Origin of the sequence: Curtobacterium sp. VKM Ac-2889, assembly GCF_015350855.1 — a bacterium.
GTDB classification, from domain to species: Bacteria; Actinomycetota; Actinomycetes; order Actinomycetales; family Microbacteriaceae; genus Curtobacterium; species Curtobacterium poinsettiae.
The window spans coordinates 410587-432692 of the sequence record NZ_JADKSC010000001.1; the positions used below are offsets into that span (position 1 = coordinate 410587).

The 22106-nt window shown below is 71.5% G+C and carries 17 protein-coding genes; 5 read left to right on the forward strand and 12 right to left on the reverse strand.

What is annotated here, in order from left to right:
- Window positions 1-28: 28 nt before the first annotated feature.
- Both ITJ50_RS02095 and ITJ50_RS02100 read right to left on the reverse strand, forming a co-directional pair.
- Window positions 29-205 carry a hypothetical protein gene (locus tag ITJ50_RS02095; protein WP_017887580.1) on the reverse strand — a complete coding sequence of 59 codons (177 nt, stop codon included), beginning with the start codon at window positions 203-205 and terminating at the stop codon, window positions 29-31.
- Window positions 206-287: 82 nt separating this feature from the next.
- The gene (locus tag ITJ50_RS02100; protein ID WP_194589819.1) at window positions 288-1439 is read right to left on the reverse strand and encodes a fatty acid desaturase family protein; all 1152 of its coding nucleotides are present in this window, start codon (window positions 1437-1439) and stop codon (window positions 288-290) included.
- A gap of 166 nt (window positions 1440-1605) precedes the next feature.
- On the opposite strand from ITJ50_RS02100, the gene ITJ50_RS02105 reads away from it, so the two are divergent.
- Complete coding sequence (locus ITJ50_RS02105) at window positions 1606-2343, forward strand: GAF and ANTAR domain-containing protein (RefSeq protein WP_017887582.1); 738 nt, start codon at window positions 1606-1608, stop codon at window positions 2341-2343.
- Between the two features lie 13 nt (window positions 2344-2356).
- Here the strand turns inward: ITJ50_RS02105 and ITJ50_RS17730 are convergent, their stop codons facing one another.
- The 5 genes from ITJ50_RS17730 to ITJ50_RS02130 form a co-directional block, all read right to left on the reverse strand.
- Window positions 2357-2860: a GNAT family N-acetyltransferase gene (locus ITJ50_RS17730; protein WP_323749871.1), complete on the reverse strand. Its 504-nt coding sequence runs from the start codon at window positions 2858-2860 to the stop codon at window positions 2357-2359.
- A 2-nt stretch (window positions 2861-2862) separates the two neighbouring features.
- The gene (locus ITJ50_RS17735; RefSeq protein WP_194589820.1) at window positions 2863-5664 is read right to left on the reverse strand and encodes a hypothetical protein; all 2802 of its coding nucleotides are present in this window, start codon (window positions 5662-5664) and stop codon (window positions 2863-2865) included.
- Between the two features lie 302 nt (window positions 5665-5966).
- Complete coding sequence (locus tag ITJ50_RS02120) at window positions 5967-7214, reverse strand: ice-binding family protein (RefSeq protein WP_194589821.1); 1248 nt, start codon at window positions 7212-7214, stop codon at window positions 5967-5969.
- A 341-nt stretch (window positions 7215-7555) separates the two neighbouring features.
- On the reverse strand, window positions 7556-9691 hold the full coding sequence (locus ITJ50_RS02125; protein WP_194589822.1) for an Ig-like domain repeat protein: 2136 nt from the start codon (window positions 9689-9691) through the stop codon (window positions 7556-7558).
- Between the two features lie 138 nt (window positions 9692-9829).
- The gene (locus ITJ50_RS02130) at window positions 9830-11125 is read right to left on the reverse strand and encodes a HupE/UreJ family protein (RefSeq protein WP_194589823.1); all 1296 of its coding nucleotides are present in this window, start codon (window positions 11123-11125) and stop codon (window positions 9830-9832) included.
- Between the two features lie 122 nt (window positions 11126-11247).
- Between ITJ50_RS02130 and ITJ50_RS02135 the strand changes: the two genes are divergently transcribed.
- Window positions 11248-11964, forward strand: a complete 717-nt coding sequence (locus ITJ50_RS02135; RefSeq protein ID WP_194589824.1) for a hypothetical protein — start codon at window positions 11248-11250, stop codon at window positions 11962-11964.
- A gap of 15 nt (window positions 11965-11979) precedes the next feature.
- On the opposite strand, the gene ITJ50_RS02140 is transcribed toward ITJ50_RS02135, so the two are convergent.
- The 5 genes from ITJ50_RS02140 to ITJ50_RS02160 all read right to left on the reverse strand — a co-directional run bounded on the left by ITJ50_RS02140 (window position 11980) and on the right by ITJ50_RS02160 (window position 18381).
- Window positions 11980-12903 carry an ROK family protein gene (locus tag ITJ50_RS02140; RefSeq protein WP_017887589.1) on the reverse strand — a complete coding sequence of 308 codons (924 nt, stop codon included), beginning with the start codon at window positions 12901-12903 and terminating at the stop codon, window positions 11980-11982.
- Window positions 12900-14642, reverse strand: coding sequence for a dipeptide ABC transporter ATP-binding protein (locus ITJ50_RS02145; protein ID WP_194589825.1), 1743 nt, complete (start codon window positions 14640-14642; stop codon window positions 12900-12902). Before ITJ50_RS02145 ends, ITJ50_RS02140 begins: the two co-directional genes overlap by 4 nt.
- Window positions 14642-15535, reverse strand: a complete 894-nt coding sequence (locus ITJ50_RS02150) for an ABC transporter permease (RefSeq protein WP_017887591.1) — start codon at window positions 15533-15535, stop codon at window positions 14642-14644. The genes ITJ50_RS02145 and ITJ50_RS02150 overlap by 1 nt, the downstream gene beginning before the upstream one ends.
- Window positions 15532-16491, reverse strand: coding sequence for an ABC transporter permease (locus ITJ50_RS02155; protein ID WP_017887592.1), 960 nt, complete (start codon window positions 16489-16491; stop codon window positions 15532-15534). Before ITJ50_RS02155 ends, ITJ50_RS02150 begins: the two co-directional genes overlap by 4 nt.
- A gap of 96 nt (window positions 16492-16587) precedes the next feature.
- Window positions 16588-18381, reverse strand: coding sequence for a peptide ABC transporter substrate-binding protein (locus tag ITJ50_RS02160; protein ID WP_140449175.1), 1794 nt, complete (start codon window positions 18379-18381; stop codon window positions 16588-16590).
- Between the two features lie 248 nt (window positions 18382-18629).
- Between ITJ50_RS02160 and ITJ50_RS02165 the strand changes: the two genes are divergently transcribed.
- The 3 genes from ITJ50_RS02165 to ITJ50_RS02175 are packed head-to-tail and all read left to right on the forward strand — an operon-like array spanning window position 18630 to window position 22106.
- Window positions 18630-19814 carry an ROK family protein gene (locus ITJ50_RS02165; RefSeq protein WP_017887594.1) on the forward strand — a complete coding sequence of 395 codons (1185 nt, stop codon included), beginning with the start codon at window positions 18630-18632 and terminating at the stop codon, window positions 19812-19814.
- Window positions 19807-21372 carry a M81 family metallopeptidase gene (locus tag ITJ50_RS02170; RefSeq protein WP_214533314.1) on the forward strand — a complete coding sequence of 522 codons (1566 nt, stop codon included), beginning with the start codon at window positions 19807-19809 and terminating at the stop codon, window positions 21370-21372. Before ITJ50_RS02165 ends, ITJ50_RS02170 begins: the two co-directional genes overlap by 8 nt.
- Window positions 21369-22106, forward strand: coding sequence for a copper homeostasis protein CutC (locus tag ITJ50_RS02175; protein WP_194589826.1), 738 nt, complete (start codon window positions 21369-21371; stop codon window positions 22104-22106). The genes ITJ50_RS02170 and ITJ50_RS02175 overlap by 4 nt, the downstream gene beginning before the upstream one ends.

Sequence of the window (22106 nt, forward strand, 5' to 3'; positions counted from 1 at the left end):
GCTGGTGGTGCGCTTCGCCAGTGGCGGACTAGTTGGTCCGGCCGGCGTTGCGAGCCTTGTTGCCGCTGCGGCGGACGGCGCCGAAGACGATCGTGCCGAGCAGCAGGACGATGCCGATGATGCCGAGCCAGAGCAGGCCCTTCAGGGCGAAGCCGACGATGGACAGGACGGCCCAGATGACGACGAGGACGATGACGGTCTTCACGGTGGTGGTTCCTTCGGTGGGGTGTGGTGCGTGCGGGTCGGGGTCGGGCGGGGTGGGCGTCGGGCGGGGCGGGGTGGCCGTGTCAGTGGATCCGGAGCTCGGTCACCATGGGGCAGACGAAGGGGTCGCGGGCGGCGAGGCCGACACGGTTGAGGTACCGGACGACGCTGCCGTACGAACGCAGCAACGTGGTCTCCGTGTAGGGCACGTCGAGGGTGTCGCAGTGGTCCCGCACCAACAGGCGGGCCTGCTTCAACGCCGGACGCGGCATCGACGGGAACAGGTGGTGCTCGACCTGGTAGTTGAGCCCACCCATCAGGAACGACACCCACCAGCCGCCACGGATGTTGCGCGAAGTCCGCACCTGGCGGGAGAAGAAGTCGACCTTCGCGTCGTGGGCGATGGTCGGCATGCCCTTGTGGTTCGGGGCGAACGAGGCACCCATCATCACGCCGAACACGGCCAGCTGCACCCCGAGGAACGCACACGCCATCCCGAACGGCAGGAACCAGAACACCACCGTCAGGTAGATCGCGAACCGCGCCACCAGCAGGATGCCCTCGAGGACGCGCCCCCGGACGTCGCTGCGTCCGCCCGTCCCGCGGAGCACCGACATGACGGCGGCCCGGTGCAGGTTGATGCCCTCGAGCGTGAGCAGCGGGAAGAACAACCAGCCCTGGTTCTGCACGAACACCCGGAGCGGCCCGTTCTTGACAGCCGCTGCGTCCTCGGGCAGGAAGCGGATCGCGTCCGGCGCGATGTCCGGGTCCTTGCCGACGGTGTTCGGGTTGCCATGGTGCCGGGTGTGCTTGTTCATCCACCACGAGTAGCTCAGCCCCACCAGGAACGTGCCGAGCCAGCGGCCCGCGCGGTCGTTCCACTTCTGGGACTCGAACACCTGACGGTGCGCAGCCTCGTGCGACAGGAACGCGAACTGCGTGAACAGCACCCCCAGCGCACCGGCCACGATCAGCTGGAACCACGAGTCACCCAGGAACGCGAAGACGACCCAGCACGCGGCCGTGGCGACGACGAGTGCGGTGAACAGCGCCCAGTAGAAGCCCCGACGGCGACGGAGCAGCCCGGCTTCCTTCACCTGCGCCAGCAGCGCGGAGTACGACGAGGTGCCACCGGTCCGTGGTCCGGCCGGGGAACCGGTCTTCCGGAAGCCGCTGGAGAAGGGTTTCGAGCTGGTCTCCCGCTGCGGGCTGGTACCGGCGTGCTGCGTGGTCATGGGTTCCCTGGTCGTCATCGGAATGGAAGAACGTTCCGGCGGCCGGGGTCTGGGGCTGCTGGTCCAACGCTAGAGCCGTCACGCTCCCGGGTGCAAGCCACAGGTCCGCGTGTCCGCCGCTCGACTACGGTTGTCCCGCCTGCTCGACGGAAGGACCGTTCCCCACATGACCGAGGTACGCGAAGCACGACTGGTCGAGACGTTCGTGACCCTCACGGACTCTCTGGTGGCGGACTACGACGTGGTCGACGTGCTGCAGACGCTGGTCGACCGGGCCGTCGAGCTGTTCGACGCCGCCGCGGGCGCCATCCACCTGCTCGACAAGCACGACGAGCTGCGGGTCGTCGCCTCGACGAGCGAGCGCAGCAGCTTCATCGGCCTGCTCCAGCTCAACGCCGGCGAGGGGCCCTGCATCACCGCCGTGACCACCGGCCGGTTGGTGACGTCGGAGAACGCCGACGACCTGCGGCAGCACTGGCCACGGTTCGCCGAGGCGTCGCGGGCGCGTGGCTACGCGGGCGTCCACGCCATCCCGCTCCGGCTGCGGGACACCACCGTCGGGTCGCTGAACCTGTTCCGCGAGACGGAAGGGGCGCTGAACGGAGCCGATGCCCGAGCCGCCCAGGCCCTCGCCGACGTCGCGACGATCAGCCTGTTGCAGCAACGGACCCTCGAGCACGCGACCCTCACCGCGGAGCAGCTCCAGCGTGCCCTCGACAGCCGGGTCGCCATCGAGCAGGCCAAGGGGTACCTCGCACGTGCGGCCGGGGTCGACGTCGAGCAGGCGTTCGGCATGATCCGTCGCTACGCACGTGCCACCCAGCGGTCCCTGAGCCAGGTCGCCGCCGACGTGGCACGCGACGACGTCCCGCTCGCCGACCTCGTGGCCGCCGGAGCGTCCTGAGCGCCCTGAGGGTTCACACGGGCCGCCTCCGGACCCACCGTTCCTCGTCGAGCCCCGTCCCGGGGTCGGTCAGTCGCGGACCCTCCGGCACGAAGCCGTGCTTGGCGTAGAACCGGCGCGCACGGGCGTTCGCCGCGAAGACGAGCAGGTGTGCGTCCTCGTCGCCGATGGCCGCGTCGAGGAGCAGGGCGGCGACACCGGTGCCGTGCGCACCCCGGTCGACGTACAGGGTGACGAGTTGGAGCTCGGGGAGCCCGCCGGCCGGGTCCGCTCGGCGCTCGGTGCTCGCGACGCCGAGCAGGGTCCCGTCGTCGGCCCGCGCGGTGAGCACCCCGCGGGTGCGTGTCCGGATCCGCTCCGCCCAGCGCGCGGCGCGGTCGGCACCAGCCGTTCCGTCGAGGAAGGCGTCCGGCACCACCCCGCGGTACGTCTGCTCCCAGCAGCGCGCCTGGAACGCACCGATCTCGCGCGCGTCAGCCGTGGTGGCGCGCGCGATGACCGGTGCCGGACCGTGCACGGCTACTTCGTCGTCGTGAAGGTGCCCCGAGCCCGCTGGTCCGAGCCGTAGCCACGGGCGTGCACCACGTGCGTGCCCGGTGCCAGCGCCGCCACGGTCTTCGTGACCTTCAGGCGGACCTTGCCGGCGGCGTTGGCCGTCGTGCGGGTGGCCCGGCCGCCGTCGATGCTGACGGTGACCGACTCGCCGGCGCGGAAGCCCGTCGCCGAGATCGCGACCTTGGCACCCTTCCGGCTGCTCACCGGCGTCACCGCGATCGGGGTGCTCGTCGCCTGGGCCTCGGCACACGCGTCGCCCGGGGTACCGACCGCCGGAGCGGATGCGGTCACGCGTCCGTCCACGGCGCGCACGCCGTCGTCCTCGCGGATGCGCATGGTGCCGATCGAGTCGCCGATCACCGAGCCGCCCCGGGTGTTGCTGAGCGTCATCGGGTAGTCCGCCGTCCGCGAGAACGACGGGGTGCGGTCGCCGTTCACCGACACGGCGACCGCGCGGCAGACCTCGCCCGGCTGGAACGTGACGGCCTGCATCGCCGGACGGATGCGGTTGTCCGACGCCTGGTCGAGGTCGAAGGAGACCGTCGTCGCCTGTTCGGCCGGCCGCGAGAGCACGACCGCTGCCCGGACGACCGTGCGGGTGCGCCCCTCGTCGACGAAGCGGTCGGCGATGCGGGCGGTGGGACGGTTCGTGACCACCGGGGTACCGAGGGTCGCTGCGGGCAGGAGCGAGAGGTCGCTCAGCAGCATCCCGCTGTTCTTCTGCGGGACGTCGATCGTCACCTCGCGCACCGACGCCAGGTCGATGCCGGTGAACGCGTCGAGCGGGATGCGTGCCTGCTGCAGGATCGTCTTGCGCGGCGCTGTCCGGGTGCCGGGGAGCAGCTGACCGGCACGGCTGGTGTCCGACACGCGTCGGGTCGCCACGGCCCCCGTGGCGTCGCGGAGGCTGATCGAGACGTCGGCGTTCGTCGTCGCCGTGTCGTCCGGGGTGAGCCGGAGCGACAGCGCCTGGAACCCGGTGAAGTCACCGGCCGTCGGGGCCACCGGGACATGCACCTGTCCGCCGGTCGCCGCCTTGGTGGGCGTGACGTGCAGGGCCGGGGTCGCCGGCACCGAGGAGGCCAGGAACGCGGGCGTGTAGTCCGGGGCGTTCGACGTGATCGAGACGCACGCCGGCAGCGTCTGCTTCGCGGGCAGGTTGTCGGTGCTCGCGCAGGTCTTCGCCGTCAGGGCACCGGTGGTGGTGACCGCCGGGTTCGTCGTGTCGAACAGGGCCAGGTCACGTCGGCTCGCGCCGGGCTGCGAGGCCGTCACCCGGATGTCCGCCGCGCCCAGGGCGGCGGGCTGCCGGTCGGTGCCGTCGAACATCGGCAGGAACTGCTGCTCACCGTCGAGCGTCAGGCGGAAGAACCCGCTGATCAGGCTCGTGCCGACGGCGTACTGCTGGTCGGACGACAGTCGGGTGGTGTGCTTCGCCTTCGCGCCGCAGACCGCGTCGGACTCGTCGTACCAGTCGTCCGACGACGCCTTCGCGTACTTGCCCGGGGTCCACGTCGTGTTGAAGAAGTTGTGGTTCGCGCCCATCACCAGGACCGAGGAGCGCAGCACGTCGTCCCCGAAGGCCGTGCGGGAGTCGTCGTAGAAGTGCTGGCCCTGCAGGTCGGACACGTCACCGTCGCAGTACGGCAGGACCACCGCCGTGTTCGTGTCCGGCAGGGTCATGCGCCCGAAGTCGGTCGGCGCCAGGGGCAGGACGGCACGGATGCCGAAGGGGCTGGTGCGCTGCATGTTGAGCAGGGCCGCTCGGACCACGCCGTCACCGCCGCGCGAGTGCCCCATCAGCCCGACGTGCTGCAGGTCGAGCTTGCCGGTCAGCAGCGGTGACAGGCGGGGTTCCTGCCCGGCGTCGGCGCGCTGGAGCAGGCTGAGGTGGTCGAGGACGAGCTGGCCGCGGGCCACCGCTCCGCCGTCGTCCGAGTAGCTGCCGTCGAGGGCGTTGATCGCGTTCGCGGAGATCGACACGACGACGTTGCCGTGGCTGGCGAGCGCGGTCGCCGCGGCGTTGTAGCCGAGGTAGCTCGGGATGTCCGTCTGGCCCTTCCCGCACGGCCACGCCCTGGGGTTCTCGGTGCCGCCGACGCAGGCCTCGTGGCGGCCGTGCAAGAACACGACGACGGGGCGCTTGCCCGGGGCGTCCTCCGGGACGAAGACCGCGGCACGCATCTCGCCCTTGCGGCCGAAGCCCTTGATCGTCTCGGCCTCGTTGCCCAGGTCGTAGTCGGCCCGGGTGACCGCGTACTGGCCCGCTGCAGCGGGGTCGTCGGTCAGGGGTGCCGGGGCCTCGCGCGGCGCCACCGTCTGCGGTGCGGTCGCCGACTGGCGGTTGCCCTGCAGGTCGGTCGCACCCGACCATCCGAGTTCGACGCTGCGGGCGTCGGCGACCGTGGGGTCGGTCGTGGTGACCGTCAGCTGCCGCTGGTCGAGGCTCGTCTGCGCCACGCCGATGTCCGTGCCGTCGACCAGCAGGACCGGTGCCGCTGCGCGGATCGGCAGGGGCTCGGCGAGGGTCAGGACGACGGTGTACCCGCCGTCGGTGGGCGTCACGGTCCAGTCCTCGCCCTGCGCGACGGGCGTGCCCGGGGTCGTGATCGTGGTCGTCCCCGTCGCGGCGGTGGGCCCGTCGCCCGGTGCTGCGGTCGCGGGCAGTGCCGCGATCGTGCCGGAGACGGCGAGCGCCCCGGCGATGAGTGTCGAACACGCGATCTGCAGCGCGATGGTGGAACGGCGTCTCGGCGAACGGTTCACGTCGGATCTCCCCTGGTGCGACGGGCATGCGCCACCGCACGCTCCGCCGCCAACAGTAGGGAGACAGCTGTTGGCACCGGATCGTCCTGGAGGATGACGTGACGGCTCAGTACCTGAGGGTCCTCACGGGTGCGACGACCGGGTCGTCCTCGACGAGCCGGGAGGCCCGTGGCACGTCGTCGACGACGCCGTCGGTCGGCATGCCCCCGCGCGGTCGGGCACGTGGACCGTTCGCGAGTCCGGTGACCGCACGCAGACGGCCCCGCGACCAGGGTCGCGGGGCCGTCGGTGGTGCGGGTGGATCAGAAGCGGCCGACGGTGCGGCGGCGGCGACGCAGCAGGACCATGAGCGTGGCTCCAGCGGCGAGCAGGGCCGCGGCGATGCTCAGCGGGATGGTCGGGTCCGATCCGGTGAAGGCGAGCTGACCGGTGGGCTGGTCGGTTCCGCCGCCACCGCCGGCGCCCGCGGGGCCGGTCGGGGTGTCGGTGGGCACCACGGCCGGAGCGGTCGGGCTGGGTGTCGCGGTGGGCACCGGTGCCGGGGCACGGACCGTGATGGTGACCGTCTGGGTGTCGTCCGGGCTGGTCCCGTTGGACGCGGTGATCGTCACGGTCGAGGTACCCGGGGTGGTCGGGGTACCCGAGATGACGCCCGTGGTGCTGTTGATCGTCAGGCCGTCGGGCAGGCCCGTGGCGGTGAAGGTCGGGTTCGGGGTGCCGGTCGCGGTGACGGTGGACGAGTAGGGCACGTCCACGGTGCCGTCGGACGGGGTGCCCGAGGTGATGGTCGGCGACTCGGACGGGGTGCCCGGGGCGGGGCAACCGTTCGAGGCGGTGATCGTGTTGGTGTCGAGGGTCACCGCGCCGGTGCGGGCCAGCAGTCGGCCCTGCACGGTCGCGCCGGTGGTGGCGGTCACGGACCGCTGTGCCAGGACGGTGCCCTGGAACTGCGCGCCGGTGCCGACGGTGGCCGAGCTGCCGACCTGCCAGAAGACGTTGCACGAGCTGGCGCCACCGGTGATCGTGATCCGGCTGGCGGACCCGATGGTCAGGGTCGACGCGGCCTGGAACACCCACACGGAGTCCGCGCTGCCGGCCAGGGTCAGTGCGCCGTTGTTCGCCAGGGCGAGCGCGCCACCGGAGTACACACCCGGCGAGAGCGAGAGACCGTTCAGCTCGGTCAGACCGGTCTGGGTCGGGGAGAGCGACGCGGCGACGTTGTAGGCGGTGGTGGTGTCGCGCTGGGCCTGTGCGGCTGCGGCGTCGGTCTGGTGCGTGGTGCCGTTGACGACGCCGTTCGGTGCACCGCCGAAGCCCGTGATCGACGTGCCCGGCGACAAGCCGAGGTCGCCGTTGACCACGGAGGGGCCGGTGTTCGTGACCGCACTGGCGCCGAGGACGCCGTAGGTCGATGCTGTGCCGAGGTTGACGGGACCGTCGATGACCGTGGCGGCTGATGCTCCGCCGCCGGTGCCGAGGGTGATCAACGCTGCGACGGCCGCGGCCGAGACGACGAGGAGGGAGCCCCGTCGGCGGTGGAGAGCGTGCATGGCCGTCTCTTCCTGCTGGGAGAGGCGGGGTGACGTCGGCGACGAGCGCGCATTCTCGGAGACTCGAAGTATGCGCTTCTCCACAGCCAGGACCTAGGAATGTCTGCACATCCGGTCGAAGCCTGACAATCGGCCCGGATCCCAGCCGGATCGGGGGACGCGAGCGCATGATCACCACAGGTTGACCGGTCGCTCGCACCAGCGGCGGCCGGGTAGGGAGTTCGGGTCTCCCGTCAGCCGGTGCGGCGCCTGTCCTCGGGTTGGGCAGGTCGCCCACCCCCCGTGCCACACGGCGAAGGGCCCCGCGATCGAGATCGCGGGGCCCTCGCTGGTACCGGGTGTTACTTGACGACGACCGTGATGGTCGGGCTGGTGCTCGTGGTGAGCTCCGAGGTCCCGGCGAAGACGGCGTGCAGGTTGTGCGCGCCCTTCTTCAGCGGGAGCTTCGACGTGACCACGCCGTCCTGCACCGTGACGGTGGCGAGGCGCTTCGAGCCCTGGTAGATCCGGGCGGTGCCGTCGACGCTGAAGCCGGTGGCCTTCACCTGGACGGTCGCCTTGCCAGCGCTGTACTTGACGGCGGTGCGCGACGGGGCCTTCTCGACGGAGACCGTCATGGCCTTCGCGGTCTTCGAGTTCGTTCCCGAGTAGACCGGGTCCGCGTTGACGAACGAGGCCGTCACCGAGTGCATCCCGATGGCGAGCGTGCTCGGCAGCGTCATGCTGGCCGCGCCGTCCTTGACCGGGGCGGTGCCGAGGACCTTGCTGCCGTCCTTGAACGTCACCGTGCCCTGCTGGGTGCCGATGCCACCGGCGATGGTCGCGGTGACCGTGGCCGGCTTCGCGGTGCGGTAGGTCTGCTCGGCGGCCGACGCGGAGAGCGTGGTGGTCGTCGTCGGCAGCGTGGCGTGCAGGTCGAACCTGTCGACCGTCGAACCGATCGCGGCCGGGTCGGCGGTGGCCGTCGGCTGGAGGGTCACGCCGCAGCTGTCGACCTTGCCGTGCTGCACCGCCGAGTTGCGGGTGGTGCAGTCGCTGGCGCGGATGTTCTCGACGGCGAGCTTGTCGTCGGTGACCGAGACCTTCACGAAGGTGCGGACGTGTTCCTGGTTCTCGACCGAGTTGGCGAAGTGACGCTGACCGGTGGGGTCGAGCGGGTCCGCGCCGTAGCCGCCCTGGGTGGCGTCCGGGGTGGTGAGGTCGTAGTACTTCGAGCCGGAGGCCGAGTTCGCCGTCATGTAGATGACACCGCCGGGGCCGGAGAAGACCTCGGGAGCAGCGGGCTGCTCGTTGACGTTGGCCTTCTTGCCGTTCTTGATCGCGTAGCTGCGCGAGTAGGAGTGGTCGTGGCCCTGCAGGACGAGGTCGACGCCCATGTCCGAGAACGAACGCGTGAAGTCGAACCGGCGCTGCTGGTTGTCACGGTCGTTCGCGTGGTCGGCCGGCGAGTAGATCGAGTGGTGGTAGACCAGCGTGGTCCACTTGGCGTCGTCGCCGTAGCGGTTGATGACGTCGCGCACGTAGTTCACGTGGGCAGCGTCCGAACCGGCCGCGTAGGCGTTCGAGTTGATGTCGATGAACAGGACGCCCTTGTACATGTACCAGTAGTCGCCACCCGAGTTCGCGGTCGTGTTGCCGCCCGGGTAGAAGTCCGGCACCTTGAGGGAGTTCGGCACCTGGTTGTGCTGCTCGTAGGCCTTGCCGCCGACGTCGTGGTTGCCGATGGTCGAGGCCCACGGGTAGCGCTTCAGCACGTCGCTGCTGTCCGCGAACGCGCCCCACTCGTACTCGTTGTTGGCGTGCTCGACCTGGTCGCCACCGGAGACCAGGAGCTCGGCGTCCGGCTCGGTCGACGTGGCGTACTCGAGCGTGTCCGCCCAGCCGGCGCCGTCGTCGTCGGTGAAGCCAGACGAACCGATCTGCGGGTCACCGAAGAACAGGAAGTCGAAGTCGCCGGAGAAGCTCTTCGTGGTGAAGGTGTACGACGCGGACCAGGCCGAGCCGTCCGCCGCACCGACGTGGTAGGTGTACGAGGTGTTCGGCTCGAGGTCCGAGATCGTCGCGTGGGCGTTGATGTAGCCCGACTGGGCGGCGATGCCCGCGATGCCCTTGGTGTTCGAGTCGGTCGCGCTCGTGTCGGCGGCGGTGTTCGCGGCCTCCGAGGCGTCGATCGTCTTCTTGGCGTCGGTGAAGACCCCGTCCGTCATGGACGCGGTCTTCTGGATCTCGACGGACTGCGCGACGTTCGTGGGGAAGTACCACGAGGCGATGCGCTGGCTCTCGGTCGCGCCGACGCCGAGCAGGATGTGGATCGGGCCACCGGTGGAGATGTTGGTGGTGGGGGTGTTCGTCGCCGCGGTGGCGGCGTTCGTGCCGACCATCGAGGCACCGGCGATGAGCGCGGCCCCGAGGACGGCTCCGCAGACGCGGAGGGTGGTGGTTCTGCGCCGGGTAGTGGCGCCGGACAGGAGACTCATGTGGGTCCGTTTCTCAGACGTGGGATGGTGCAGCACGGAAGACTCTGCACGCCCTGCAAAACGTCTTGGTAAACGCTGAGTGACGGTTCATCGTTGTTCAGGAACGGACGTCGAACGCCCCCGGGACGACGGGCCCGGTCAGCCCGCGGCCAGCCGTTCGACGAACCAGATCATCCCCATCACGAAGACCCCGGCGGTCACCGCGCCCGTCACCCAGAGCGACACCCGGTGCGCCTTCCGGCGCAGCAGCGCAAGCGGCGGGAACACGATGACGATGATCGCGAGCTGCACGGCCTCGATGCCGACGTTGAAGACGAGGAGCGAGACGAGCAGCTGCCACGAGAACGCCTCGTGGATGCCCAGGGCACCGGCGAACCCGAGCCCGTGGATGAGTCCGAAGGCGAAGACGACGGCCAGCCGGGTCCAGCCGGCGCGGTCGAGCGAGAAGTGTCCGTGTTCGCCGACCACCAGTTCGTCGGCCCGCGACCGGCGTCGCCAGAGCCGCCACAGGTACCAGCCGGCGACCGCGGCGATCGACAGGGCGATGAGCGGCTCGACGACGATCGCGGGTGGGCTGACCACACCGAGCGCGGCGAGGATGAACGTGATCGAGTGCGCGATCGTGAACGCGGACGCCGTGTAGACGACCTCGCGCAGGCGACGCGACCCGGCGATGAGCGCGACGAGGAACAGGATGTGGTCGATGCCGGTCAGCAGGTGTTCGGCGCCCAGGCGGAAGAACTCCCAGAAGCGCTCCCCCGCCGACTGTTCGGTGGAGAACGTGCGCTGCGAGGCGTCGAGGGTGGCCGATCCCGCGCGGTCGTCGACGTCGTACGTGACGATCGTCTTGGTGTCGCGGACGAAGGACTCGTCGTCGGGGAACAGCGTCGACGACACCACGTGTCCCGACTGCGTCTCGGACGCCTCCGGGCAGGTGAAGTCGGCGGTGACGTGGGCGTACGGCACCTCGTCCCGCAGGTCGACCGTGACCGTGGGGTCGAGGGTGCCCGTGCAGGCCCGCCCACCGGATCCGGTCACCGTGAACCGGTCGAACACGTACTTCCCGATCGCGTCGGTGTGCGCCTCGGCGGCCGTCACCATCCCCGGGAAGTCCCCGTCGTCCCAGGCGCGCTGCCCCTGCTCGTGCAGCGCGTCGTCGTGCTCGCTCGTGGCCACCGAGACGAGCATCAGGTCGTACTCGAGCCCGAGCTCCGCCCGCACGACCGTCGGCTTCGTGGACGTCACGTCGGCGTACACGACCGAGCTGAAGCCGTGCGCCGACGCCGGTGCGGCTCCGCCGAGCACGCTGATCACGACCACCCCGAGCAGCACGAGCGCGCCGGCGACCCGTGCGGCCAGCGCAGTCAGCGCGGTCGGGGAAGACGAGTGGACGGGGCGGGCGCGCAGGAGCGCGGCGGTGGTTCCGGAGGGCACGCGCAGACGATCCGGCTCACAGACGACCGGAAGGTGAACAACCGGTGACCAGCAACGGGACGGGTGTTGGACAGGTCCCCCGACCGGCCCGGAGCGGCCGTCGGGCGTGCTTGCATGGTGCCGTGATCCGCCCAGCCACCCGGACGACCTCCCTGTTGACCGCCGTCGCCCTCGCCGCGGCCGGCGCCACCCTGCTGGCCGGCTGCTCCCGGGCGTCGGACGGCACCACCGGCGGCACCGGCCCGACGGCGAACGCCTCGGCGCACGCGTCCGCCGGCGTCCTGGGCACCGGGTTCTCCGATCCCGACCAGCCGCCGGCACCCGAGGCCACCATCCACCCCGAACCGGGTTCGTGGTCCGGCGTGCACGCTCCCGCGGGGTACGACGTCGTGCTGCTCTCCGACGCGGGGGACGCCGCGGACGCCGCGACCCGGACCCTGCTCGACGCCGTCGACTCGTGGGCGTCGGACGAGGACGTCACCGTCACCCCGGTCTCGGCGACGGACGCCGACGACCGGATCGCCGCGGTCCTGCGCGCCGTCGACGCCGAGCCCGACCTGGTCATCACCGTCGGCAACCACATGGTCGACCCGCTCGCGGCCGTCTCACCGACCGCGCTCCACCAGCAGTTCCTGGTCGTCGGTGCCGAGATCGCGGAGCCGACGTCGAACGTCACGGCGGCGGACTGGACGGGCGGCGGGTTCCGTGGCGAGGGCCTCGGTCCGTCGAGCCACTACGACCCCGGCACCTTCACCGAGGACCGTGCCGCTCGCGGGCTGCGCGCCGGCCTCGCCGCGGTGCTGCACGACCTGCGCGGCATCGTCGTCTGGGTGCCCTGACCCGGCCTTCCCCCGCTACGCGGTCTCCGGCTCCAGCACCCGGGCCCGCACCTGCGCCGCTGCCCCGAGGGCCACGGCATCGGCCCCGAGCGTCGACTGTGCGAGCCGGATCGTCGCCCCGCTGACGGGCGGTTCCGCGTCGATCGCCGCCGAGATGGCGGGGTGGAGCAGGTCCCACGACCGTGCGATGCCGCCGCCGATCAGGACGGTGGTGACGTCGAGGATCCCCGCGGTCAGCAGCGCGGCACGGGCGAGACCCCATCCCGCGGTGGCGAAGACGGCGGCCGCGTCGGCGTCGCCGCCGCGCGCTGCGACGGCGACGTCCCGTGCCGAGAGCGTGCGCCCGGAGCGCTCGGCGTAGCGGTCGGCGATGCCGCGGGCGCCCGCGATGGTCTCCAGGTGCCCGGTCTGCCCGCAGGTGCAGCGGGCGTCGCCGAACCCGGGGACGTGGCCGATCTCGCCGGCGGCGCCGCGCGGGCCGGCGAAGAGCCGTCCGTCGAGCACGAGGGCGCCGCCGACCCCGGTGCCGAGGGTCATGCCGAGCACGTCGGACTCCCCCACCACCGCGCCGGTCGCGATCTCGCCGAGCAGGAACGCGTTCACGTCGTTGTCCAGGGTCGCGGGCACGCCGAGCGCGTCGGTGACGGCCCGCGTCACGCCGTACCCGGCCCAGCCGGTGAACGAGTTGCCGGTGACCAGCACGGTCCCCGTGGCCCGGTCGACGACACCGGCCGCGCCCACCCCGACACCCGCAAGGGAGGCCCGGTGCGTCTCGAGCAGACCCGTCACCGCCCCGAGGGCGGCCGTCACGATCGCCGCCCCGCCCGCGTGGGCGGGCGTCGGCAGGTCGACCCGGTCGATGACCTCGAGGTCGTGCGTGGTCAGGACGACCTTGGTGTTCGTCCCGCCGATGTCGACCCCGGCCAGGACCCGGCTCACGCGGTCACCGCCGCGAGCGAGGCGAGGCGCGCGGCCCGGCGCTGTCGTTGCAGCACGGGGTCGGGCACCGGCACCGCGGCGAGCAGGCGTCGGGTGTAGTCGGTGGTGGGGTGCAGGAGCGTGGTGCCGGTGGTGCCCTGCTCCTCGACGACGCCCTGGCGCATCACCACGACACGCTCGGCGAAGTGCTGCACGACGGCCAGGTCGTGCGAGACGAACAGGCACGCGAACCCGAGGTCGTCCTGCAGCTCGCCGAGCACCTCGAGCACGGTCTCCTGCACGCTGACGTCGAGCGCCGAGGTCGGTTCGTCGGCGACGAGCAGCCGCGGCTCGAGCACCAGCGCCCGGGCGAGCGAGACCCGCTGGCGCTGCCCACCGGAGAGCTCACGCGGGGCCCGGGATGCCAGGGTCCGCGGCAGCCGGACGGCGTCGAGCACCTCGTCGATGCGGCGACGCCGGTCGGCCGAGGACATCCCGCGACGGTGCACGGCCAGGGGCTCCGCGATGCACTCGGCCACGGACATCCGGGCGTCGAGGGACGCCACCGGGTCCTGCAGCACCACGCCGATGCCGGACCGGAGGGCACGGCGGTCGCGCCCCTTGGCCGTCCGCAGGTCCTGCCCGAACAGCGACACCGTGCCGGACGTCGGCTTGATCAGACCGAGCGCCACCCGGGCCGCGGTCGACTTGCCCGAACCGGACTCGCCGACCAGACCGACGGTCTCACCGGCGTGCACCGTGATGTCGATGCCGGCGAGCGCGTGGACGGCGCGCGCCCCGCGCCCGAACGTCACCGAGACGTCCCGCAGGTCGACCACCGGGGCCGCACCGGGCCTCCCGTCCGCCGCACCCGACGCACCTAGCTCGGAAGACGCCGGCGTCTCCGCGTCACGCCCCCGGATCTGGAGGCGTCTCGCCGACTCGGCGGCGTGGGATGCCGACGCCGGTGTCTCGAGCCGCGGCACCGCGGCGAGGAGCCGCTTGGTGTACTCGTGCTCCGGGCGGAGCAGGACGTCCTCGACCCCGCCGGTCTCGACGATCTCGCCCTGGAGCATGACCGCGACCCGGTCGGCGAAGTCCGCCACGACGCCCATGTTGTGCGTGACCAGCAGCACGCCGGTGCCGGTCTCGACGGCGAGCGCGCGCAGGAGCTCGAGGATCTCGGCCTGGACGGTCACGTCGAGCGCGGTGGTCGGCTCGTCCGCGATGAGCAGCTTCGGTGCGTTCGCGATCGCCATCGCGATGACCACGCGCTGGCGCTGCCCACCGGACAGCTGGAACGGGAACGACCGGGTGCGCGACTCGGGGTCGGGGATGCCGACGCGGCGGAGCAGGTCGACGGCCTCGGCCGCGGCGGCGGACGCGGAGACGTCACGGTGGTTCCGGATCACCTCGGCGATCTGGGCGCCGACGCGGGTGAGCGGGTCGAGGGCGGTCGCGGGCTCCTGGAAGACCATCGAGACGGTCGAGCCGCGCAGTGCCCGGAGTTCGGGTTCGGCTGCCCCGACGACCTCGTGCCCGGCGACGACGGCGCTGCCCGATGCCGTCGCGTTGCCGGAGAGCAGGCCCATCGCCGCGAGGGCGACCGTCGACTTGCCGGAGCCGGACTCGCCGACCAGGGCGAGGGTCTCGCCGGGGGCGACCGACAGGGACACCCCCCGCACGGCATCGACGGTGCCGGACTCGGTGCTGAAGGAGACGCCGAGGTCGGTCGTCCGCAGGATCGGTTCGTTGGTCATCAGCGGCCCCGCACGTCGAAGGCGTCCCGCAGTCCGTCGCCCACCGCGTTGAACGCGCAGACGACCAGGATCACGGCCAGACCCGGCGGCACGATGAGCCACCAGTGTCCGGAGTACGCGGCGGTGAGTCCCGCCGAGAGCATGCCGCCCCAGTCCGTCGCGGGCGGCTGCACGCCGAGCCCGAGGTACGAGACGTAGGCGACCAGCAGGATCGCGTCGGCGACCTGGAACGTCGCCGCGACGACGATCGTCGACACCGAGTTCGGCAACAGGTGCTTGCCGATCGCGCGGGCGTGCGAGCCGCCGATCGCGCGCAGGGTCAGGACGTAGTCGCGGTTCTTGAGCGTCAGCGTCTCGGCGCGGATCAGGCGGGACGGCACGAGCCACGACACCAGGCCGAGGATGACGATGAGGCCGCCGACGCCGGGGTTCGTGATCGCCGAGATGACGAGCAGGATGAACAGGGCCGGGATCGCGATGCCGGCGTCGACGACGCGCATCATCAGGGCGTCGACCCAGCCGCCGACGTACCCGGCGACGGAGCCCCACAGGGTGCCGACGACGGTGGCCAGGACCCCGGCGGCGATGCCGACCATCAGGGAGACCTTGCCGCCGTACATCAGGCGGCCGAGGACGTCGTGGCCGACGGCGTCGGTGCCGAGCCAGTGCGCGGCGCTCGGGCCCTGGTTGGCCTGCTCGAGCATCGTGTGCGTCTGGTCGGTCGGGTACAGGAACGGGCCGACGAAGCAGAACAGCACGATGACGACGATCAGGGCGAGGCCGATCACGGCGAGGGTGTTGCTCCGGAACCGGCGGGCGGCGAGCCGGAACCCGGTGGCCGCGACGGTGACGGGGGCGCCCGGGGCTTCGGGGGCCATCTGGACGGCGGTCATGCGCGGCTCGCCTTCACTCGGGGGTCGATGAGGGACTGTGCGACGTCGGCGAGCAGGGTGCCGATGACGGTCGCGATGGAGATGACGAGCACGCAGCCGAGCAGCGTCGGGTAGTCGGAGGACTGCGCGGCGTTCCAGAACAGCAGCCCCATGCCGGGGTAGTTGAACAGCTGCTCGGTCACCAGGGCGCCGCCGAACAGCACCGGCAGGTAGTACCCGAGCATCGCCACGACCGGGGTGAGCGAGTTGCGGAAGACGTGCCGCCGCAGGATCGTCGCGGTCGAGGCGCCGCCGGCACGGGCGGTGCGGACGTAGTCCTCCTGCAGGTTCTCGAGCGTCGAGGCGCGCATGTAGCGACTGAACACCGCGATCATCGCCAGCGCTCCGGTCACCACGGGCAGCACGAGTCCGGCCGGGTCCTGGAACACCTCGGCCAGGGTGTTGCCGCTCGGTGCCTGGGACGGCAGCCACGGCAGCTGCTGGCTGAACACGATGATCAGGACGAGGCCGAGGAAGAACGCCGGCGTCGAGTAGAAGACGAACGCCAGGGCGGTGGCGGCGTAGTCGACCGCACCGTTGCGGCGGGCCGCCTGGAGCATGCCGACCGGGATCGCGACGACGAGTCCGAGCACCGCGGAGATGCCGGTGAGCACGAGGGTCTTCGGCAGGCGCTCGGCGATGAGCTGCGAGACCGGCTCGTTGAGCGTGTACGAGGTGCCGAGGTCGCCGGTGAGCAGACGACCGAGGAACCGCAGGTACTGGACGGGCAGCGGCTGGTCGAGCCCCTGCGCCTGGTTGAACTGGGCGATCTGCGTGGGCGTCGCGGAGACGCCGAGCACGCCGCGGGCGGGGCCGCCGGGCAGCGCGTGCAACAGGCAGAACACCACGACGGTGACGATGAGGATCACCGCGAGCGCCTGCAGGACGCGCCTGGTGAGGTAGAGAGCTGTGGTCATGCGGGTTCCGATGGTCGGTTCTTGCGTGAGCCGGGGCGGAGGCGCAGTGCGGGTCGTGCCCGCACCGCGCCTCCAGGCCGTGGTCGCGTCAGCGACCTACTTGGTCCACTTCCACTGGGCCGGGTGGAAGTTGGCGAGCGAGTCCTGGTCGAACCCGGACAGGCCCTTCTTGACGACGGAGATCTGGTAGTCGGGGCTCGGCAGCCAGATCACCGGCAGGTCCTTCGCGACCGCGGCGCTGTAGTCCTGCACGGCGGTGGCGTCGGTCGAGGTGGTGGTCGCGTCGATCAGGTCGTCGACCTGCTTGTTCGAGTAGCTGCCGAAGTTCGCCGAACCGCCGGTCTGGAAGAGCGACTCACCGGTCGGGTAGGCCGGGAAGTACCAGCTGCCCGCGGTGCCGAAGAACGACAGGTCCCAGTCGCAGCTGGCCTCGTCCGAGGTGCAGGTGGGGGTCTGCGACAGCACGCTCGACACCGGCGCGGTCTTGATGGTGAAGTCGATGCCGGTCTTCGCGAGCGAGGACTGGATCGCGCTCATCATGTTGTCGGTCACGGTCGAACCGGACTGCGACAGCACCTGCATCGAGAACTTCGTGCCCTGCTCGACACCCTCGCCGCACTGGCTGGCCGAGGTGCCCGGGTCGGTGCAGACCATCGTGCCGCCCTGCTCCTCCCAGCCGTGGCTGGTGAGCAGGTCCTTGGCCTTCGAGGTGCTGAACGGGTACGGGTTCGACTTCTGCACGTCGGAGACGTAGTCGGACTCCTGCGCCTGCGGGACGGGACCGTAGGTCGAGGTCGCGGTGCCGTTGAAGACGACCTTCGACAGCGACTTCTGGTCGATCGACATCTGGACGGCCTGCCGGGCGTACAGCTGCTTGAAGACGGCGCCCATCGTCGGGTTGTTGAAGTTGTACGGCATGTACGTGATGGCCCAGCCGGTCCAGGGCTCCACGGAGTAGCCCTTCGCCGTGAAGGAGGACTCCTGGTCCATGTCGGTGGCGTTGATGTAGCCGTAGTCGACCTCGCCCGAGCGGACCGCGTTCACCTCGGCGTCGGCCGTGGTGAAGGGGAGCAGGTTGACCGTGGTGATGGCGGGCTTCTGACCGCCGTCGTACTTCTTGTTGGCGACGAGGGTGACGTTGCCGGCCGTGGTGAAGGTCTTGACGCCGTAGGGGCCCGAGATCGTCTTCCACAGGGGGTCGCTGGCGTAGTCGCTGATCTTGCCGGCGGCGGTGTTCAGGTACTTCCAGACCTGCTTCGCGCCGGCGGGGGTCTCGTCGGCGTCGGTGACCTTCGCGCTCGCGCTGGTCTTGTCCCAGGCGTGCTGCGGCAGCGGGATGATGTTGCTCAGCTGGTTGGCGAGCATCCAGTCCGAGTTGTACGCCTTGTCGAACGTGATGGTGAAGTGTGTGTCGTCGACGGCCTTGAACGAGGTCCAGTTGTCCGGCGCCTTGCCCTTGGAGTACCCGCCCCACTGCGCCTTGTTGGCCTTGATCAGGTTGAACCAGAACTCGACGTCGCGGCTCGTGATCGCCTCACCGTCGGACCAGTGCCGGTCGCCGAGGGTCATCGTGACGCTCTTGCCGTCGTCGGCGAACTTCGCGTCGGTGGCGACGGAGCCGGCCTTGTTCCACGCGATCTTGCCGGTGGAGCCGTCGTACGCGACGAGCGGTTCGTACAGCGACTGGGCGATGGAGCCGTTGTTCGTGTTGAGGTGCGCGGCGGTGCCGATCGGCAGGATCCAGTTCGGCGTGAAGTTGGCGGGGAGCGCGTAGTCGATCTCGTCGGTCGATCCCGGCGAGGCGTTGCCGCCTCCGGAACAGCCGGCGAGCAGCGCGCTCACGGCGATCGCAGCTCCGGTGAGGAGCGCCCAGCGACGGGGCTTGGACATGCGGTGTCTCCTTGTGCGAGGGACTTCGGGGAGTGGAGCACGAGGTGCCGAGCGGCACGAGGACAGTCAAGGACCAAAGCCATTGGAAAAACAAACATCTCGATGTAAAAACTGCGTTACTGCGGAACGGTGGAAAGGGTGGACCGCTCGATCCGCCCCGTAGGCTCGCCGAAGAACCGGGCATCCACCCGTGTCCTGTTCCCGTTCCGCCGGCAGCCGCCGGTGTTCCGTCCGGATTGGAGAAAGTCGTGGCCGATCTCAGCGCCCGCGTCCTCGAGCTCGTCGCCTCGGGGCAGGCCGCCAGCCGGACCGAGATCGCGAAGGTGCTCGGGGCCGCCCCGTCGACCGTCTCGCACGTCGTCGGCCAGCTCCTGGAGCACGGGATCCTGGCCGAGGAGGGCACCGACGTCTCCACCGGCGGCCGCCCCCGCAAGGTGCTCCGCATCGGCGGTGTCGACGAGTACGCGGTCGCCGCGGACGTCGGCGGCGGGCACGCGCGCATCGGCGTGGTGCTGCCGGGAGGCGCGCTCGAGTCGGTCGCGAACGTCCCGTTCGCGCTCTCCGACGGTCCGACCGCCGGGCTCCAGCGGCTGGCCGCGTTGCTCGAGCGGCTCGCCGACGACCGTGGTCGCGAAGGGCTGCGGGGCGTCGGGCTCAGCCTGCCCGGGCCCGTCGACGTCGTCGCCGGCGTCGTCGACCTGCCGAGCCGGATGCCGGGGTGGAACGGGTTCCCCGTGGCCGCCTGGCTGAGCGAGCGGTTCGGGCTGCCGGCGATCGTCGACAACGACGCGAACTGCATGGCGGCGGGTGAGCAGACCGTGCAGGACCCGGCTCGACGCCAGACCATCACGATCAAGGCGGGCTCGGCGATCGGCGCGGGCATCGTCATCGACGGCCGGCTCTACCGCGGGTCGACCGGCGCGGCCGGGGACATCACGCACGTGCGGATCGACGCCGCCGGGGACACCCCGTGCTCGTGCGGCAACACCGGGTGCCTCGAGACGGTGGCGTCCGGCGCCGCCCTGGTCCGCATCCTGTCGAACGCCGGGGTCGACGTCGCCTCGACCGCCGACGTCGTGCGGCTCGCCTCGGACGCGCACCCCGAGGCGACCCGCGCCGTGCGGATGGCGGGCAAGTACCTGGGCGAGGTGCTCGCCGCCAACGTGAACTTCTTCAACCCGGACGCCGTGTACCTCGGCGGCATCCTGTCGACCCTCGACCCCTTCATCGCCGCCGTGCGGAGCCAGCTCTACGAGAGCTGCCACCCGCTGATGACCCAGCACCTGGCGATCGAGCCGGTGTCGCTCGGCGCCGACGCCGGCCTCGTCGGTGCCGGGCAGTTCGCCCTGCAGCGGGGCCTCGCCGCCTCGCTCGAGGAGCTCTCCGCGCCCATCCCCCAGTCCACCACCAGGAACAGGAGCGTCCGTGTCTGAGACCGGTCCCGTCACCCCCGCCGTCCCCGCCTCCCCCGCCAGCGCCGCCGGCGCCGGTCGCCCGGTCATCGCCATCGCCGGCCTGGCCATCGAGACCTCGACGTTCACCCCGACCCGGACCCACGCCCCCGCGTTCCACCCGGACCGCGGCGACGAGGCCGTCACCCGCTACCCGTTCCTGGCGACCATGGCCGACCGTGCGGACTTCCGCGGTGCGCTCATCGGGCACGCCCTGCCCGGCGGGATCGTCGACCGGGCGTCGTACGAGGCGCTGGCCGACGAGATCGTCGAGCGGCTGGGTGCGATGGGGCCGGTCGACGGCCTCTGGTACGACATCCACGGCGCGATGGTGGTCGAGGGGCTCGACGACGCCGAGACGGACCTGCTCGGTCGCATCCGCCAGGTCGTCGGCCCCGACGTCATCGTGTCCGCGTCGATGGACCTGCACGGCAACGTCACGCGCGAGCTCGCCCACCAGGTCGACCTCGTCACCTGCTACCGGATGGCCCCGCACGAGGACACCCTCGAGACGAAGGAGCGCGCCGTCCGGAACCTCGTCGACGTGCTGACCGAACGGCCCGTCGGTGCGCAGCGCCCCGTGAAGGCCTGGATCCCGATCCCCGTCCTGCTGCCCGGCGAGCAGACCTCGACCCGGCTCGAGCCGGCGAAGTCCCTGTACGCGCAGGTCCCGCTCGTCGAGCAGACCGAGGGGGTGCTCGACGCCGCGATCTGGGTCGGGTACGCCTGGGCCGACCAGCCCCGCGACCAGGCCGTGACCGTCGTCACCGGGTGGGACGAGGCAGCCGTCGCGGCCGGCGCCGAGCGGCTCGCGTCGGCGTTCTGGGATGCCCGCGAGGACTTCGTCTTCGTCGCACCCACCGGCACGTTCGAGGAGTGCCTCGACGCCGCGCTCGCCCCTGGCGCCGCGAAGCCGTACTTCGTCTCGGACTCGGGCGACAACCCCACGGCGGGCGGCTCCGGGGACATGACGTGGGGGCTGACGCAGGTGCTCGCCCGTCCGGAGTTCCAGGACCCGTCGGGCCCCACCGTCATCTACGCGAGCGTGCCCGGCGCGGCCGCCGTCGCCGCCGCGGTGGAAGCCGGCGTCGGTGCGACGATCACCGTGACCGCCGGTGCGACGGTCGACCACGTGCACGCGGGTCCGATCACGATGACCGGTCGGGTGCACGCGATCAAGCAGGGCGACCGGGACGCCGAGACCGAGGTCGTGCTGCAGGTCGGCAGCGTCTTCGCGATCCTGACGAAGCTGCGGAAGCCGTACCACCACGAGCACGACTTCACCGACCTCGACCTGGCGCCGCGGCAGGCGGACGTCGTCATCGTGAAGATCGGGTACCTCGAGCCGGAGCTGTTCGACATGTCCGCCGACTGGATGCTCGCGCTCACCCCGGGCGGTGTCGACCAGGACCTGCTGCGCCTCGGGCACCACAGGATCGAGCGCCCGATGTTCCCCTACGATCGAGTGTTCCCGACGGCACCGGACCTCCGCGCCCGCATCGTCCCCGCCTCCAACGAACCGCTCGGAGCCCCTGCATGAGCACCACCGCCGCACTCGAGATCGCCGTCACCTCACCGGCCGGCGCGATCACCGCGCGGGACGGCGGCGCCGACCGCGTCGAACTCTGCGTCGGTCTCGAGCTCGGCGGGCTCACCCCGTCCCAGGCCCTGGTCGAGACGACCCACGAGACCGGGATCCCGGCGCACGCGCTGGTCCGCTGCCGCCCGGGCGGGTTCGTGCACTCCCCCGACGAGGTCGAGCTCATGGTGCGCGAGGTCCGCACGGTCCTGCGCTCCGGGGCCGCCGGCGTCGTGGTCGGAGCCCTGCGCCCCGACCGGACCCTGGACGAGGACGCCCTCCGCCGCTTCGTGGACGCCGCCCGCTCGGTCAGCACCACCGCCGAGATCACCCTGCACCGGGCGATCGACCACGCGATCGACCCCGTCACCGCCGCCGGATCGCTCGCCGCGCTCGGGTTCACCCGCGTCCTGACCTCGGGCGCCGCCCCCACCGCGGTCGCCGGTGCCGAGACGATCGCGCGCATGGTCGGGGCAGCCGGGCCCGTGCAGGTGATGGCCGGCGCTGGCGTCACCCCTGCCGACGTCCGTGCGCTGCTCGCCACCGGAGCCGCCGCGGTGCACCTGTCGGCCAAGCGCCCGGCCGCCGGCAGCACGCACGCCGGGGTGCCGATGGGCGCCGGCGACGACGGTTCCGCGCACTTCGTCACCGACGCCGAGGTCGTCACCGCCGCACGGCGCGCGCTCGACGCCTGA